A 16,868-nucleotide genomic window follows, 5' to 3' on the forward strand; every position below is an offset into this window, starting at 1 on the left:
GTCGTTACCTTATATCTTGTGGTTTCCTTTTTTTGCTACCTCATCTCAACATAAGCTGTATACTCTCAATAAGATAATTTTCTAAATCAATCTTTGCTCGCTTTCGCTAAGTCGTAGCACAACTGGAAAAACAATCAATGGCAACAACGAACGAAGCAGTCAGAGTCTTCAGGCGGATCGTGACGGGTCACGACCAAGATGGGAACGCCATCATCCTGTCCGATGCCCCACCCAATCGAGTGCAACAGGTCGGTGGCCCAGGTGGGCCGACCTTCTTCGAGGTGTGGAACACCCGCGAGATGCCGGTTGTGATTGATCGCCAGTCCGGTGAACCTGCGGAGAGCGGCCTGGTGTTGGCACCTCCAAAAGGCGGTACCAGAATTCGCGTGATGGATTTTCCGCCAGAAGGCGACGCGATTCGAGGGCTGACAACAGCCGAGGCGACCGAGAAGTTCAGCGAAATGGGGGGGGCAGAGGCGGCACGGTCGAGGACTGACGCGCCGCATCCTTTGATGCACCGCACTCAGACCCTCGACTACGCAATCGTCCTGGAGGGTGAGCTGACACTGGTGGTGGATCGTGGCGAAACGACCGTCCGAGCTGGTGATATTATCATCCAGCGCGGAACCAACCACGCCTGGGCGAATCGGTCTGACAAGAACTGCCGTGTCGCTTTTGTCTTAATCGATGGTCAGTTCGTCGATGGATTGTAAATCTTGAACCTGAGGAGACATCCATGCGCCTTCCGCCTCTAGCCCCAGAAACCTTAAGTCCCGAACTTCGTAAAGTACACGACGAGATCGCTGCTCTCGTTGCACGCACACAGGAGCGAATCGTTGTTCTCAACACACAAAGTGCATTGATCGGCCCTTTTCCAGCCATGCTGCACTTTCCTCAGTTCGGCATTCCGGCCTTGATATTTCAGAAGTCCTTATCTTCCGAAGCACGCCTACCAAAGACGGTGCGTGAAGTAGCAATTCTGACGGTTGGCGCAGCCTTCGGCGCACGCTACGAACTCTACGCTCACGAGATTACCGCAGAGGAAGTCGGACTCTCACGCTCCCAAATTGCGACACTTGCAGCTGGCGAACGTCCTTCCGAATTGAATGACGAGGAAGCCATCGCCCACGATGTTGCCCGCGTGCTGACTGCCGGTCACATCCTGCCTGCATCGACTTATGCGCGAGCGATCGAAGTACTCGGACATGACGGCATCGGCGAACTCGTGTTTCTCATTGGCGGCTACTGTCTCATTGCAATGCTGCTGAATGCTTTCGATGTGCCAGTGCCAGATGCCGATGTTTGAAGCCTCACGAAAGCCGTGTCTAGGGGCGATCGCTAATTAGGGTTTGCTGAAAAAGTAATAAAAAGCCAGATAAAGATTGATTAGTTATTCAAGTAAGGTGAAAGCATGAGTTTTTGTTGCTTCCTAGGGAGCAAAATGTAAATACACTATATTTCAAATATCCTAGCCCTCCAAGATTTTTTTTCTACTCGCCTATAGCCTCTTAATGTAGATATTTATCCACATTTAATAACTAAAGCGATCGCACCCCTCTAAATATCTAGATCCACTGCTCTGGATATACTTGATAATAGCGTTGCAACAACTCATAAAGCTGTGAATGCTTCTCCAACAATTGCTGCGGCTTTTCAAAGAAAGTCTCTGTAGCTACGGCAAAAAATTCAGCGGGATTAGTCGCGCCATAACTATCAATTACAGTTTTAATATCTTGTTGAATATCACTACAAAGTTGTTGATATTGTGCTGTCATTACTTGTGACCAAACAAGATAATCTGATTTTTTGGGTAAAATCGGTACACCTTCAGCTTTACCATCTTCTTGGTCTAATTGATGGGCAAATTCATGCAGCACAACATTATGTCCATCACGCCAGTTTTGGGTGTCTCTTTGTACCTGTTCCCAAGATAAAATTACTTGGTCTTTTACCCAAGATTCTCCTAGTCTGGCATCGCGTCTTTCTTCTACAACATAATCACTTACAGCCACAGTTTGATTGACAAAATAAGTGCTGGGATAAATCAAAATTGAGCGCAATTTCGGAAAGTATTCACCGCGTTCATTTAATAAAAGTAAACAAGCAACAGCCGCAATCGTAATTTTCATTTCTGCTGTGACTTGCAAGCCTTGACAGCCAATAAATTGTTTTTCTGCTAAAAAGACTTGAATATGTCCTTGCAATCGTCGGCGTTCTTCGGGAGTTAGGCGTAAGTAAATTGGGAGATTATTTTCAATAACGGCACTCCACAGTGGCGGAAAAGAACGCTTTTTAAGCCGATTTCGTCGCTGTTTGGTCAAAATGGAACTGATAAAAATTGCGGTGACAATCAATCCCAAGATTAGAAAAATAATAATTGCTGCACCCATTGATTTTGTATGATGCTGTGCCACTGATAGTTAGTATAGCGATCGCACCAATGAAAATATCGCCGACTTCTCAACAATTCGGGAATCTGAGTACACAACTGCCGTAAAATTAACATTTATCCGGCATCTGCTAACCTTTGACACCCATGTTTTGTGACTATCTGGTACAAATCCTGACCGCCCGTGTGTATGATGTTGCCCAAGAAAGCCCTTTGGAGTATGCCCCGAATCTTTCCAAAAGACTGAATAACAAACTGCTATTAAAGCGGGAAGACATGCAGTCGGTGTTTTCTTTCAAGCTGCGGGGTGCATATAACAAAATGGCAAACTTACCGCCAGATTTGTTAGCACAGGGTGTCATTGCGGCTTCGGCGGGAAATCATGCCCAAGGTGTGGCTTTAGCTGCTAGTCGTTTGGGAACAACTGCGATTATTGTAATGCCTGTCACTACACCCCAAGTAAAAGTAGATGCAGTTAAAGCTAGGGGTGGACAAGTTGTTTTACATGGCAATACTTACGATGATGCTTATGCTTATGCCCGACAATTAGAAGCCGAAAAAGGTTTGACCTTTATTCATCCTTTTGATGACCCTGATGTAATTGCTGGTCAGGGAACCATCGGTATGGAAATTTTACGACAATATCAGCAACCCATTCATGCCATTTTTGTGGCTATTGGTGGCGGTGGTTTGATTGCGGGAATTGGGGCGTATGTTAAACGGTTGCGTCCCGAAATTAAAATTATTGGTGTGGAACCTGTTGATGCGGATGCCATGAACCAATCTTTAAAAGCCGGAAAACGGGTGCGGCTGTCGCAAGTTGGTTTATTTGCGGATGGGGTAGCAGTGCGGGAAGTTGGGGAAGAAACCTTCCGTCTATGCCAAGAATATGTAGATGAAATTATTTTAGTGGGTACAGATGATACCTGTGCGGCAATTAAAGATGTCTTTGAAGATACCCGTTCTATTTTAGAACCTGCGGGGGCATTGGCGATCGCAGCTGCCAAAGCCTACGTCGAACGAGAACAAATTCAAGGACAAACTTTAGTTGCTGTGGCTTGCGGTGCAAATATGAATTTTGACCGTCTGCGGTTTGTCGCCGAACGCGCCGAGTTGGGTGAACGCCGCGAAGCGATATTTGCAGTCGCCATCCCTGAAGAACAAGGTAGTTTGCGGAAGTTTTGCGAATGTATCGGTCAACGCAACTTAACTGAGTTTAACTATCGCATCGCCGATGAAAAAGAAGCCCATATTTTTGTCGGTGTGCAGATTCAAAACCGCGCCGACAAAGCCAAAATGGTAGAAACCTTTGAAAATTGTGGGTTTAAAACCATCGATTTAACTGATGACGAACTGACAAAATTACATTTACGCCACATGGTGGGCGGACATTCACTCCTCGCCCACAATGAATTACTGTATCGGTTTGAATTTCCCGAACGTCCCGGTGCATTGATGAAGTTTGTTGGTTCTATGAGTCCCAACTGGAATATCAGTATGTTCCACTATCGCAACAATGGCGCAGACTATGGACGCATTGTTGTGGGGATGCAAGTACCGCCCCACGAAATGGAAGAATGGCAAGCCTTTCTCGATACCCTTGGTTATCAGTATTGGGATGAAAGCCAGAATTTGGCATATAAACTATTTTTGGGATAGTACTACAACGCAGAAGTAAAAAGGCAAAAGTAAAAAGTTAAAAAGCAAAAGTAAGAAGGAGATTTCCCTGTTATCTGTTTGTACCGATAAACGAAACTTTCGCTAAAATCAGGGTGTTTACTTATTTGTGGTTAAGTTGTGGCTACTGTATCTTGTCCTCGTTGCCATCAACTCGTTGAGAGTCAGGCTATTACCTGTCCTTATTGCCGAACAACACTCAAAGCTTTTGGTCATCCCGGTATTCCCTTGCATCGCGCTACCGGGAACGAATATCTGTGTGATACTTGCACCTACCACGCTGATGACACTTGCAACTTTCCCCAGCGTCCCTACGCCAAAGACTGTACCCTTTATCAAAATCTTGCCGAATACCAATTACAGCAAGAACAACAGCGTCAAGACAACAGTTTTGGCACAACTTTTCACAGTTGGATAAAACGCAATCAAACCTGGCTATTATTACTTGGTTTATTGTTGATTTGTTTGTTCATCGCTTTGTCAACATCTTAAGAGTTTGATGACATTAGTGTTCTAATATTAGCAATTTCGCAATTTCATCTGGTGAATGAACAATAAAATCTGCACCATGAGCCTGCAATTCTATCTCACTTCCATAGCCGTAAGTCACGCCAATCGTCGTTAAATTATTAACCTTGGCCCCAATGATATCGTGTTTGCGATCGCCAACCATAATCGTACTCTCAGGCAACAGATTTTCCTGAACTAAAATATAGTGAATTAAATCAGCTTTGATACTCCGTGTTCCATCAAATTCACTACCATAAACATTATCAAACAGAGGCGATAAACCAAAATATTCAATAATTTGCCTTGCATAAATATCAGGTTTAGAAGTCGCTATAAAAGTTTGATAACCAGCCACGCGAATTGCTTTTAGAGTTTCTATTATCTGCGGATACAGAGTATTTTCAAATAAACCAATTGTGGAAAATCGGCTACGATACAAAGTAATTGCTTGTGTAAGTATTGTTTCATCTGATGTCTGTAATAGCTGAGAAAAACTATCTTTAATTGGTGGGCCAATACACCAATTCAATTCATCAGCCTCCGGTGGTTGATAACCAAGTTCAGATAAAGCAAACTGAATACAACTAGTAATTCCTAACTTCGGGTCTGTCAGTGTTCCGTCTAAATCAAACAAGATAGCATTAGCAAGCATATTTTTTACTTATTGAGTATAAAGTAGTTAAAAGAACCGTCAGGATGCCTAACACGCTCAAAGGGTTCCTCAATTACAATCTGATTGTAGTGCTGAAGCCTCTATTTTGCTTGACTGACAGATCCATAAGCATAATTCTGATAATTGAGCTAGGGTGCGATCGCTTATTTTTTGCATTAATTTTTATGCACCTGTCGTTTTTTGTCAATCTAAAGTTATAATTCAATGTCAGAAATTCCTGAACTCGCCAAGTATTTCCGAAGATAAGCTATGGGTTTTTCCGAAGATAAGAGTCTATCCGAACTTAACAGAGTTGGTTCTTGTCAAAATTTAGTTGTCAAAAACCTGCATCTCAGTCTGGCGCTGACTTTGGCAAATTAGCCATTAATAGTGATTAACTTCTTGCTTAAGAGCCTAAACTGCGATTGCCTTCATAAAATTACGCTGTTAGACTAATCTTTATTTAGTAAAACAAGCATGAATTTTAAAAACTAAATTATGCAATTTATCTAATTCATATATATCCTGATTGAGTAATTTTTGCATAAATAATTACTAATCATGTAGTGGATTTATTTCGCTATTAACTTTTGGGAATAATTCAGAAGCCAAACTTCAGTATTCAAAATGCTGCTTTCTTGCATTTTTTGTGCTTTTAATCGGAAAAATACAACAACATAAAAGATGTATATCATGGCTAGTTCATTACAGTTTCACTGTATAATTAACAATCGTTGTGATGTACCATTAAAGGTTAAAGAAACTTATCACCGTTCAGGAAGATGGTATCCAGAAGAAGTGAGTCAACCAAAAGATGTACCAGCAAAACAAGTTATTAAAGCATTTGCTTCATCTGGTCGCATAGCTTCTTCATCAGGCACAGAAGGATATGTAATTTATCAACTTGGAAATGAACCAAATGCCTGGATAAAAATCTATTGGGATGTACCTTGGCTGACTAACTCAAACAACAAATTTAAAATAGAAACATCTCATGAAAACATCATAGTTCAGACCGATGGTTTTATAGGAACTGGTTCGGTAGAAAATATCCTCTTAAAAGTAATTGATTTAAGAGATTAAGCAAAGATAGTTAACTCAGATAATTCAATGTATATAGCATAGCCTATTTCTTGGCTTTGTTTTGGCTCTAACTCTTATAGAAATGGTATTTAAAATTACATCCGCCACAAAATTAAGAGAGATAAAATCTTATTATTTTTTTTAATACCCATAAACTAGTTGTGACCAATATCAAGACTAATTTCTAGCGTAGCAATAAATCATCAATCTATTATTGAGGGTTAAAAACTTAAATATGCAACTCCAAGAATTAACGACAAATAATATTAGTCCTCTGAAGAATTGGGATGTAATTAGTAGAGGCTACAATATTTTAGAAATTGATCCATTACATTTATTTGATAATTCAGGTTTGAGAATGGTATTCGATCTAGAAGCTACTATTCCCATCCTAGACGGTAATGGAATCAAGTCCTCTGAAGTTCTGCATATTTCCGAAAGTAGCGGTTCATTAGATACCACTACAGCAGTAATTTTTTCTGCTTATGATATTCAATCTTTCTTACATCAAAATGTTAACTTTAATATTAATGATTCCATAGGAAAATTATTTGCTTATAGCCGCAGTAGTACCTATGAACATATCACTCAAGAAGTAGAGTATAACGAAAAAGTTGTAATTTACACTAAAGTAACTATCAATAATTATAAACTTCATTTAGATAAAACTAAGGCTAAAAAATTAAATGGCTATTTCCAAAAACTAGTAGCAAATATTTATCATAAATCATCTTTGCTGCTGCAAGAGTTTGGCACACACTATGCCCATACAGTTTTTTATGGTGGACAAGCATATCATAAATTAATTTTTACAAAAGAAGACTACATCTCAATGGTAAGCAATCATATCAATGTTAAAACTGAATCCCAATCTACTTTTGAGATTTTAAAATTTGACAATTCGATTGCAATCGCCTCAACTTTAGATCAAGATTTTCGTGATAAAATTGAAAATCAATATAAGCAAATAAATTATAGCAGTGAGACGCAATTTCAAAACTTTCATGACTGGGCTAAATCTGTTAAAACTAATCCCACACCCATAAAAGTGGAATTATTTCCTCTCTATAATTTATTAACAAAAGAATATTTTCCTGAAGATGAAAATATTGAACAAAAACAAATATATCTCAAAAATGAAATAGATAAATACATCATAAATAATGGTCATAATCCATCACAATCAGTAATCCGATATGGTGATGAAATTGAAATGAGTATTGCAGCTAAAGGTCAGCCTCGCTATCTCTGCTATTCAGATAAAGTTAAATATACTAAGACTGAATCTGAATTGCAATATCTCGGTGATCATCACTTACAACAATACAGATGGAAGATTTTTTCAACTAATCAAGAAGATTTTAATCAACCTGTAAGAAACAATGATTTAGTTATCCTGCAAAGTCAAGCCTCAACCCTTTATCTAGATGCTAAATCAGGAAAAGATGAAACCTACTTTCCGGGTGAGGGTTTAACTTCTGCTAATCAAAATAATCCTCAATTAGTTAGTGCCAAATGGAAAATTGAGCAGCTTAATTTAGCTGAACGGCGGGAACTAGTAGATGGAGACTATTTGAGACTACAAACTCAATGGAAAAATGATGACGGTGAATATGGTTATTTAAAAGGAGAAACTAGCCTCACTACTCCTGAAGAACAAAAAGAAAGAGTGTTTTCTTTTGGCAAAGGTCGTCATCAAAGTGGCTGTTACTGGAAAATCAATAAAGTTGGGTACTATAATAAATCTACAGCAGCAACACACAATAATAACAAAAATCAAAGAATTACTAAATCATTACAATTATACTGCACAATTAATAATCGTTGTGATTTAATATTAAAGGTTAAAGAATATCATTATGCGGAACAGTGTTGCCCAAATCATGAGTCTAGCCCACCAAAAGATGTGCCAGCGAAGCAAGTAATTCAAGTATTGGCTATGTCAGGTACAGAAGGCTATGTGATTTACCAACTGGGAGATGATCCAAATGCTTGGATAAAGATTTTTTGGGATCGAATCAGTGGATTTCAAATAAAAACATTCCATGAGGATATTGTTGTTCAGTGCGATGGGTTTATTGGTTCAGCTTTGGTAGAAAACGTACTTCTGAAAATAGCTGATGTTAGATAGGTAAAAATTGAGTAATTTAAGTGATCAACAGTTAGATTTTTTTGTATATTTACACACCATTTGCTCTATCCAATCAGCATTAAAAACAAATTGATAAATCCGGTTATGAATTCGGAGATTTCCTTGCTGCTTGACTACTAAACCTGATAAAAGCAGTTCTCTTTCTTCCAGGTTATCAACAGCAACAATTTTTCCTTGATGCCAAATTTCTCGATATAACGTTAATCGGGCAAGAGTTTGTGATTCAATATTAAGCAGGCGATCGCGGATAGTTTTTAAATGCTCAGGTTCGTCTTGAGCCTCCCAATTCTCAATCACTTGTGTTTGGACTAAGTTTTCTATCCAACTAGCTTCACTACCTTGAGGAATACTGATTGAGGAATTACGAATGAGTTTACAGAGTTTTTGGGTGAGAAAAGGTTGTCCACCCGTCCAAGCTAATACTTCTTTCAGAACATTCTGAGCATTACCCACTCGTTCTGTTAATCCTTGTAGTAAAGGTTGAGCTTCATGCAATTGAAAACCATTCAATTGAATAGCTTGGCCAATGTTAAAAGGAGTGCGTTTCTTATCGAGAATTAATTGCGAAGGATGTGCTACTCCTAACAACACAAAAGTGAGCCGTTGATATTTTGGCAGATCAGCTCGTTTATTATAAAAACTTCGCAGTAGGATAAAGAAGTCATCAATTGCAAAATTCAAGTTGAGCAGACTATCAATTTCATCGATAAAAATCACTATGTTTTGCTGAATATTTTCTAATACTATTTCATCGATAAACTTACTCAAATGTTGCACTGGTGATAATAATTCATGTTCCCGCCACCAAGTGCGAATATTCACCTGAGCTAAAATATTTAAACTGCTGGCTAACATATAGATAAAACCCGCATACCACTGCTCCAAAGTTAGCTGCTGATTTCCAATTTCGGAAATATCCATAGCTGCACAAGCAAAATTCTCTGCTTGTAGTCTTTTCATAATTTGTACTCGCAAGCTCGACTTACCCATCTGTCGAGCATTGAAAATGTAACAAAACTCTCCTTGTTTCAAAGCTTTGTAAAGATGTCTATCGGCTTGGCGGACAACATAAGTCGGCGCATCTATGGGTAAACTTCCACCTACTTGATATTCATAAGCGAGAGTTTGTTCTGTACTTCTTAGTAAAGCATTTTCAATCACTAATTCAGCTTGGGTAGCTTTGAGAATCTCTAAAGTTTGACTTAACTCCTTAGTGCGCTCCTGCACTTTAGCTTCTAAGTTGCGGTTAGACTCTGCTAATTGCTCTGTGGCTTGTTGCAAAGCTGTATTTTTTTGAGCCAGTTCTTGCGTGAATTTAGCTCGCTCGGCTTCTGCCTGCTGGCGTTGTGTGATATCTTGAAAAGCTGCGATCGCATAAATAATTTCACCTTTATTATCAAAAATCGGTGTTGCTAACACCTCCAAAGGAATCACCTTATTCACCAGCTCCATTTTCAGATCATCAATCACAATACTTTCACCATGCAAAGCTCTCATAATTGGCTGCTTCTCCATCGGATAATGTTTGGCTGTACCTTGGAGATAAACTTGAAATATCTCACTTAATTCCGTATTTGGAGATTGATCAACATTCCCCTTAGCTAAAATTTTCCGTGCAGTTTGATTTGCATAATCAGCTTCTCCTTGGGGATCAACCACAAATATACCCACTGGAACAGCTTCCAGAATCTGTGTTAACTTTTTCTCACTCTCCCGCAATGCTTCTTCTGCTTGTTGACGCTCTTGAATTTCTTGCTTGAGATTGTGATAAAGTTGAGCATTTTGAATCGAAATTGCCGCTTGAGAAGATAAAATTTTCAATACTTCTAATCTTTCAGTGGTGAAAGCACCAACAGCCAAATTATTTTCCAAATACAATAAACCAAAAAGCTCACCTTGATGAATAATCGGTGTGCATAACACAGATTTAGGTTGGTTTTGTAGTACATAAGTATCTGTAGTAAATATTCCTTCATGAACTGCATCAGTTAAAATCACATCCTCTCTAGTTCTCACTACATAATTAATTAAAGAATGAGGTAACTGTTGACTAGTTTCTGCCAGGAAAGATTCATACACTACTACCTTGGAATTATCTACAACACCCTTAGCTTGAATCACTAGCTGTTCTTGCTGTTTTAAAATTAAAAAACCAGTTTGAGCGCCAGCATTCTCAATTACAATATTCATTAACTTTTCTAGTAAATTATTTAAAATAATTTCACTAGCAAGTGTTTGAGAAGCTTTAATAATTGTTGTAACATCTAATAATTGTGAACTACTACTAGTAGTAGAAGAATTAGAAATCTGATTTTTAGCTAATGTTGATTCTTTTTGGGAAACAAGGATTATCTGTGAATATTTTGCTTCTAAATCTTTAACCTTAGCAATTGCACCCCAGCAGATATAACTATAGTGGGCTTTAGTCATATAAGTCCGGGCAATTTCTTGTCTTCCCAACGCTAAATAAAACTTGGCTGCCAATTCATAAGCGAGTGCTTCATCTTGAAGATATCCATTATCTTTAGCCCCAGCAATAGCTAAATCATAAAGTTCCATTGCTGACAATGTTTTTTCCAAAACTCTAGCTTTTTCTGCCTCTACTAATTGATATTTATGTAGATGATTCATCGGGGCATTTTCTGCCCAATATTTCATTATTTCCTGATTTTTCTCTACTTGTTTAATGTATTTTTCTCGCTCATACTTTTTCTGCTCTTTAGCTAATAAGGCTAAAGAATAAAACCAGTTATTATATCTAAATAACACACTTGTTTGCATGAATAGACTATATTGCAATGTCAATTCTACAAACTGCAAACAATCGTCATATTTTTCAAATAAATAACAAAGCAATACTTTATAAGCATAAATATCAAATAGTGGTAAAGTATTTTTAGTAGATTTTACATAATTAATAAATTCTTCCTCGTCTAAAATATCACCAGTTAATTGAGTTTTCGCTACGGATGAATTGCGTAAATTTTCTACCAACTGAGCGCAGGTTTTAATAAGTCTTAGTTGATGATTTTGTTCAAATTTGCTAACAAACTCTATATATTCAGTTTGAGTTTGGGCAACAGTATCTAAATGTTGAGCGGCAAAAAAGATATGAGCGCAATAAAAGTTAGCTGCATGGCAAGCATATTCAATATCTCCAACTTCTAAACCACTTTCAATTGCTTCATAAATAGGATTTACTGTTGCTTGAATATGCTCTTTATGATGAGTCAGACTAATGGCAACTGTTAACAGAGATTGAGATTTATATTTTTTAGCGTTTAATTGATCTAATAGTTGCAGAGCTAACTTGCCCATCTGATAGCCTAAATTAATATCTGGTACTGACCAAGCCATCAACTGACCATAAGCAGCATAAGCAAATATACATGGAGGTGAATTACCGTATTGTCTCGAAAGCTCAATCATTGTGTGCAGAATGGGAATTGTGATGCTGCTTTCGGCAAAACAAGCAGGAGGCCAAAGCAACATTAAAATTTCCATTGCTGCTAATTTATATTGATCAGTCATCAGTGACAGACGCGATAACTGCTCAATATCAATTGCTGGCGGTGATTTTACTAAAGTAACACCCAGCATTTCTAAAAGTTGTTGACCAATATCTAAAACAATATCGACTTGATTTTTAGCTAAATAAATTTTAATTTTTAGTTGATGAAATTTGACTGCATCAAGCAGATGACTAATTTTTTTGATGGCTAGATTGCATAAAAATAAGGCTTGGTCTAAATTAATATTGATGTATTCTGCCTCTGCTGTTTCTAGATATAAACTTAAAGTTAAAGTATATTTACTTATCCAACTATCAGCATTTAGCAGTTGTAAACCGATATTTAAGTATTTCACAGCCGCGTCGTAAGCTGTAGCAGATTTAGCTTTTTGTCCAGCCAGGAGATTTAGTTGCGCTAGTTCATATTTTTCGATTTGTGTTTGTAGTAAATCAATCCCAAAATTCAATTGATTGACTAGAGCAAATATATTATCTTTTTGGGTTTCTGGTGAAGTATTCTTGAGGAGTAGTTGTCCGATTCTTAAATGAGTTGTTTTTCTTCGGGTTTCAGGAATTAGAGAATAAGCAGCTTGTTGTACTCGGTCATGTAAGAATTTATAATTAATTTTGACATTACTAACTTTGAAGATATTTGATTCTTTTTCTTCAAAGACCAATGGAATTTTATAATTGGAAGATAAAGGCAGAATCAAACCTGCCTGCAAAGCACTCCATAAATGATTAGCTGTGATCACCTCTGAATTGTCATTGACAGCTGCTAAAACTTCTAAATTAAATTGATTACCAATACAAGCTGCTAACTGCAAAAGTTTCTGTGTTTCTAATGGTAATTTACGAATATTTCTGGCAATTAATTCGACAATATTGTAGTCAGTAATCCCAACAGCCTGAATTTGCTGAATGTCCCAGTGCCAACTATCTGTGGCTACATGATATACTAAGAGATTTTCGCTATATAAACTCTTGAGTAATTGAGTTAAGAAAAAAGGATTACCTTGAGTTTTATTAAAAAATTAACTCCGCTAATAACGCAACTTTGTTAGTTATGCTCCCTTGATTTAATGTATCTTCTATGAGTTGTTGGACATGAGTAAATAATAGAGGCTCTACAGTGATGGTATGCACCACAGTGTTTGTCTGACGGATTTTTTGTAGCGTTTGGATTAATCTATGAGTCGGGCTAACTTCGTTATTGCGGTATGCACCGATTAAAAATAAATATCGGCTACTGTCATCTGTAATCAACAGTTTAATTAATTTTAATGATGCTGAATCTACCCATTGTAAATCATCTAAAAAAATGACTAATGGATGTTCTGGTTGACAAAAAACATTGACAAATTGTTGAAAAACGCGGTTAAATCGATTTTCGGTTTCAGTTGTACCCAGTTTAGGAACATCTGGCTGTGAACCAACAATTAATTCTACTTCCGGAATCACATCAATCAGCACTTTACCATTAGCACCGAAAGCACCTAATAATTTCTGTTTCCAAATGGCTATTTGCTGTTCATTTTCTGTTAATAGTTGACGAACTAATTCTTGAAAAGCTTGAATGAAAGCTGCATAAGGAATATCTTGTTTAAACTGATCAAATTTACCTGCAATAAAATATCCTCTGGCTGCGACAATAGGTTTGTGAACTTCATTGACAATTGATGTTTTACCAATACCTGAATAACCAGAAACTAGCATCATTTCTGTTGCGCCTTGGCTAACTCGCCAGAAAGCATCCATCAAGGTGCTAACTTCTGTTTCTCTACCGTAAAGCTTTTGCGGAATTAACAACTGATTACCGCGATCGCGCTGACCAGGAGTAAAATCTTTAATGTCTCCACTTGTTTGCAACTGTCTGAGACAAGTTTCTAAATCAAATTTTAACCCCTCTGGACTTTGATATCTATCCTCAGCATTTTTCGCTAACAGTTTCATCACAATATCCGAAACAGCTTGAGGAATTTGCTGGTATTCCTTGGGTGGTATAGGTTGTTTCGCTATGTGACAGTGAACTAACTCTAGTGGATCATGATTTGTAAATGGTAATGTTCCTGTCAGCATTTCATATAAAGTCACACCCAAAGAATAAAAATCACTACGATAATCAATCGCGCGATTCATCCTTCCTGTTTGTTCTGGTGCTATGTAGGCTAAAGTACCTTCTAATAAGTTAGGGTTGCTGATAGTTGGTTTTTCTAAAAAAAAGTCGGGAAGATAATCCAAAATCAGTCAATTTTACCTGTTGTGTTTCTACATTGATGATAATATTACTGGGCTTAATATCTTTATGAATAATTGCTGCTTGCTCTAAATCGATTAATGTTTCTGCCAGAGCAATTGCTATTTTTAAACACTCTGTAATTGTTAATTGCCTAGATACCAGAATTTGACTTAAAGCTTGACCACTAAAATCTTCTAAAATCAGGGCAAAAGCATTGCGGTATTTTTCTAATTTATAAGCTTTGACAACGCGCTCACTCACAAAGTCTTTGAGAACTTTATATTCGTGGCGTAAACGAGTAATTTCTTCTAATGTAGGATATTCAGACTTGAGGAGTTTAATAATTACTGGCTGTTGTTGCCGTTTTTTCCTACCTCGAAAAACAACTGTACCTGTACCTTCATGAATTTTTTTCTAAAATGTCATATCCTGCTATCTGAATCATGATTTTAAGCAGTTTGATTGTTTTGGTTAAAATAGAGACATACTACAAGCATATATCTACAAGATTTATAGCAAGACGGTTCGATAAAAATATTTAACCGCAAATATACGCCGATAAATAAAGGATTTAATTGATTGATTTAGCATCTAGTACCGACGAATGGAATTCGCAGCTATAAAAACAAAGTCCGCGTAGGCGGACTAACATAAAATCAAGGGTTTTGGAGCCAAATATGAGGTATTGGTATTAGTCAGAATTCAGAATTCTGACTAAAGATTATTTACCTAAATATGCTTCTAAAACTTGGGGGTTAGATTGAATTTCGTTGGGAGTTCCATCAGCTAAATTCTGCCCTTCAGCCAATACCCAAACACGATCGCACAAGGACATAATTACATCCATGTTGTGTTCAATAATCAAAAACGTCAGACCTTCTTGGCGGTTCCAGTTGACAATGCGATCGCATATATCATCAATTAACCTCGGATTCACCCCAGCTGCTGGTTCATCCAACAAAATTAACTTGGGATTCGTCATCAACGCCCTACCCATTTCTAATAGCTTGCGTTGTCCACCAGACAAACCTCCGGCGTAGTCTTGGGCTTTATGCGCCAACCCCACAGACTCTAACAAAAACATTGCCCTTTCTTGTAATTCCTTTTCTTCTTTAGCAACTATGTGGGGTTGGAGTTGCACTTGCCAAAAACTTTCACCTGTTTGCTTCTGCGCCGCCAATAGCATATTTTCTAACACCGACAGCCGCGAGAGAGTCCGCGCTACTTGGAAAGTCCGCACTAGTCCTTGCTGGGCGATTTGATATGGTTGCAACTGCTGAATTTGTTCGCCATCAAAAATGACTCTTCCTTTATCGGGGCGAATGAAGTTGGAGAGTAAGTTAAACAAAGTGGTTTTACCCGCACCATTGGGGCCAATCAACCCAGTAATGCTACCTTTGAGAACTTCAATTTGTGCCTCATTGACTGCTTTGATACCGCCAAAGCTTTTGCAAAGTCCAGAGGCTGCTAATAAGGGAAGTGGCGGTGATTGGTTATTTACCAAGGGTGAGTTCCTCCTTTTTCCCTAAAATACCTTGAGGTCGCCAAATCATTAGCACCATTAAAATTAAACCAATGACCATAATCCGAAATGCACCCAACCGCGCTTCATCTAAGGGAATGATTCTGGGCAGAACTTCTCTGGTAATGGCATCGTAAGCAAAGTAAATGACTGCACCTAAAATTGTGCCGATGTTATTGCCAGAACCGCCTAAAATCACCATAATCCAAGCGTCGAATGTGAGCTGTGGCTGGAAATTATCAGGATAAATGGCGCTTAACTGCCAAGCAAAGAACGCACCCGCCACACCTGCGATCGCACCGCCTAACATCAAAGATTGAATTTTATACCAAAAACGTTTTTACCCAAAGCCTTTGGTACTTCTTCATCTTCACGGATTGCTTTTAAGACTCGACCCCAAGGCGATCGCACTAAGATTTCTAACCGCCAAAAAACAAACGCCAACACCAACAACGACAACAACATAAAACCAGCTTTGGGGTTGTAGTTATACAAACTAATCACACCAGAAATATAAATTGCAGCTGTTAACAAACCCAAAACAATACCCACACCTAAACGCGATACTAATTCTTGCTTGCTGCTGGTTTTTTTAGCAGTATCAACCGCTAACAATCTTTGGGCGGTGCGAATCCATCGCCACAATATAAAAAAAGTTACAGCCGCCAATAAAGTCAGCAACCCAATCATGAACAAGCGAACTACTAAATTAGGTGCTGTCGAGAATGGGATAACATAACTCTGCACCCCAAACGCCCCAGATACCCAAGTATCACCCACAGGTAACTCTTGGTTATTCACCACCAAGCGAATCAGTTCCCCTGTACCAATAGTGACAATCGCCAGATAATCTTCGCGCAGGCGCAGAGTCGCAAAACCAATAATCAAACCCAACAATGCCGCTATGATCGCGCCAATCACAGCCGATATGACTAAAGGAACGCCTTTTAAACTTAATAATACTGTTGTGTAAGCTCCCAAAGTCATAAAAGCAATATGACCAAAGTTAATTAACCCCGTAAAGCCCCACTGTAAATTCAGCCCCAGACCAAACAGGGCAAAAATTGCCGTCGAAATCGCCAAAAAAATTAAATAATCAACCATCTTTAATTAATACTCATCAGTCAATAGTT

General features: G+C 38.3%; 13 protein-coding genes and 1 pseudogene. 6 read left to right on the forward strand and 8 right to left on the reverse strand.

The window, feature by feature from the left end; translation table 11 throughout:
- The first annotated feature begins 137 nt into the window (after positions 1–137).
- On the forward strand, positions 138–713 hold the full coding sequence (locus ACX27_RS25535; RefSeq protein WP_062296544.1) for a cupin domain-containing protein: 576 nt from the start codon (positions 138–140) through the stop codon (positions 711–713).
- Positions 714–736: 23 nt separating this feature from the next.
- Positions 737–1,306, forward strand: a complete 570-nt coding sequence (locus ACX27_RS25540; RefSeq protein ID WP_200929867.1) for a carboxymuconolactone decarboxylase family protein — start codon at positions 737–739, stop codon at positions 1,304–1,306.
- A gap of 259 nt (positions 1,307–1,565) precedes the next feature.
- On the opposite strand, the gene ACX27_RS25545 is transcribed toward ACX27_RS25540, so the two are convergent.
- Together ACX27_RS25545 and ACX27_RS32585 are read right to left on the reverse strand one after the other, a co-directional pair.
- Positions 1,566–2,390, reverse strand: a complete 825-nt coding sequence (locus ACX27_RS25545) for a M90 family metallopeptidase (RefSeq protein ID WP_062296545.1) — start codon at positions 2,388–2,390, stop codon at positions 1,566–1,568.
- Positions 2,363–2,506 (reverse strand): hypothetical protein, encoded by a 144-nt coding sequence (locus tag ACX27_RS32585; protein ID WP_158507421.1) that lies wholly within the window; start codon positions 2,504–2,506, stop codon positions 2,363–2,365. Before ACX27_RS32585 ends, ACX27_RS25545 begins: the two co-directional genes overlap by 28 nt.
- 30 nt (positions 2,507–2,536) lie before the next feature.
- Between ACX27_RS32585 and ilvA the strand changes: the two genes are divergently transcribed.
- Positions 2,537–4,048, forward strand: coding sequence for a threonine ammonia-lyase, biosynthetic (ilvA, locus tag ACX27_RS25550; RefSeq protein ID WP_062296546.1), 1,512 nt, complete (start codon positions 2,537–2,539; stop codon positions 4,046–4,048).
- A gap of 138 nt (positions 4,049–4,186) precedes the next feature.
- Positions 4,187–4,558 (forward strand): zinc ribbon domain-containing protein, encoded by a 372-nt coding sequence (locus ACX27_RS25555; RefSeq protein WP_062296548.1) that lies wholly within the window; start codon positions 4,187–4,189, stop codon positions 4,556–4,558.
- Positions 4,559–4,571: 13 nt separating this feature from the next.
- On the opposite strand, the gene ACX27_RS25560 is transcribed toward ACX27_RS25555, so the two are convergent.
- Positions 4,572–5,228 (reverse strand): HAD family hydrolase, encoded by a 657-nt coding sequence (locus tag ACX27_RS25560; RefSeq protein WP_062296549.1) that lies wholly within the window; start codon positions 5,226–5,228, stop codon positions 4,572–4,574.
- Between the two features lie 693 nt (positions 5,229–5,921).
- Here ACX27_RS25560 and ACX27_RS25565 point away from each other — a divergent pair.
- Positions 5,922–6,311: an aegerolysin family protein gene (locus tag ACX27_RS25565; protein ID WP_062296551.1), complete on the forward strand. Its 390-nt coding sequence runs from the start codon at positions 5,922–5,924 to the stop codon at positions 6,309–6,311.
- A 235-nt stretch (positions 6,312–6,546) separates the two neighbouring features.
- Positions 6,547–8,442, forward strand: a complete 1,896-nt coding sequence (locus ACX27_RS25570) for an MAC/perforin domain-containing protein (protein WP_062296553.1) — start codon at positions 6,547–6,549, stop codon at positions 8,440–8,442.
- A gap of 24 nt (positions 8,443–8,466) precedes the next feature.
- Here the strand turns inward: ACX27_RS25570 and ACX27_RS25575 are convergent, their stop codons facing one another.
- From ACX27_RS25575 to ACX27_RS25585, 5 genes and pseudogenes are all read right to left on the reverse strand, one after another.
- On the reverse strand, positions 8,467–12,801 hold the full coding sequence (locus ACX27_RS25575; RefSeq protein ID WP_235526383.1) for an AAA-like domain-containing protein: 4,335 nt from the start codon (positions 12,799–12,801) through the stop codon (positions 8,467–8,469).
- A gap of 199 nt (positions 12,802–13,000) precedes the next feature.
- A complete protein-coding gene (locus ACX27_RS34700; RefSeq protein ID WP_250635678.1) occupies positions 13,001–14,215 on the reverse strand; it encodes an ATP-binding protein in 1,215 nt (404 codons plus the stop codon).
- Positions 14,163–14,621 (reverse strand): serine/threonine protein kinase, encoded by a 459-nt coding sequence (locus ACX27_RS34430; protein WP_250635705.1) that lies wholly within the window; start codon positions 14,619–14,621, stop codon positions 14,163–14,165. Before ACX27_RS34430 ends, ACX27_RS34700 begins: the two co-directional genes overlap by 53 nt.
- Before the next feature lie 313 nt (positions 14,622–14,934).
- Positions 14,935–15,717 (reverse strand): ABC transporter ATP-binding protein, encoded by a 783-nt coding sequence (locus ACX27_RS25580; protein ID WP_062296555.1) that lies wholly within the window; start codon positions 15,715–15,717, stop codon positions 14,935–14,937.
- Positions 15,707–16,839, reverse strand: a pseudogene (locus ACX27_RS25585) (branched-chain amino acid ABC transporter permease). Before ACX27_RS25585 ends, ACX27_RS25580 begins: the two are co-directional and overlap by 11 nt.
- Between the last annotated feature and the right edge of the window lie 29 nt (positions 16,840–16,868).

Origin of the sequence: Nostoc piscinale CENA21 (assembly GCF_001298445.1) — a bacterium.
In the GTDB taxonomy this organism is placed as follows: domain Bacteria; phylum Cyanobacteriota; class Cyanobacteriia; order Cyanobacteriales; family Nostocaceae; genus Nostoc_B; species Nostoc_B piscinale_A.

Bases quoted from the DNA above. Each gene is read 5' to 3' on its own strand.
- ACX27_RS25535 (WP_062296544.1), top strand. From the start codon at position 138: ATGGCAACAACGAACGAAGCAGTCAGAGTCTTCAGGCGGATCGTGACG.
- ACX27_RS25540 (WP_200929867.1), top strand. From the start codon at position 737: ATGCGCCTTCCGCCTCTAGCCCCAGAAACCTTAAGTCCCGAACTTCGT.
- ACX27_RS25545 (WP_062296545.1), bottom strand. From the start codon at position 2,390: ATGGGTGCAGCAATTATTATTTTTCTAATCTTGGGATTGATTGTCACC.
- ACX27_RS32585 (WP_158507421.1), bottom strand. From the start codon at position 2,506: ATGTTAATTTTACGGCAGTTGTGTACTCAGATTCCCGAATTGTTGAGA.
- ilvA (WP_062296546.1), top strand. From the start codon at position 2,537: ATGTTTTGTGACTATCTGGTACAAATCCTGACCGCCCGTGTGTATGAT.
- ACX27_RS25560 (WP_062296549.1), bottom strand. From the start codon at position 5,228: ATGCTTGCTAATGCTATCTTGTTTGATTTAGACGGAACACTGACAGAC.
- ACX27_RS25565 (WP_062296551.1), top strand. From the start codon at position 5,922: ATGGCTAGTTCATTACAGTTTCACTGTATAATTAACAATCGTTGTGAT.
- ACX27_RS25570 (WP_062296553.1), top strand. From the start codon at position 6,547: ATGCAACTCCAAGAATTAACGACAAATAATATTAGTCCTCTGAAGAAT.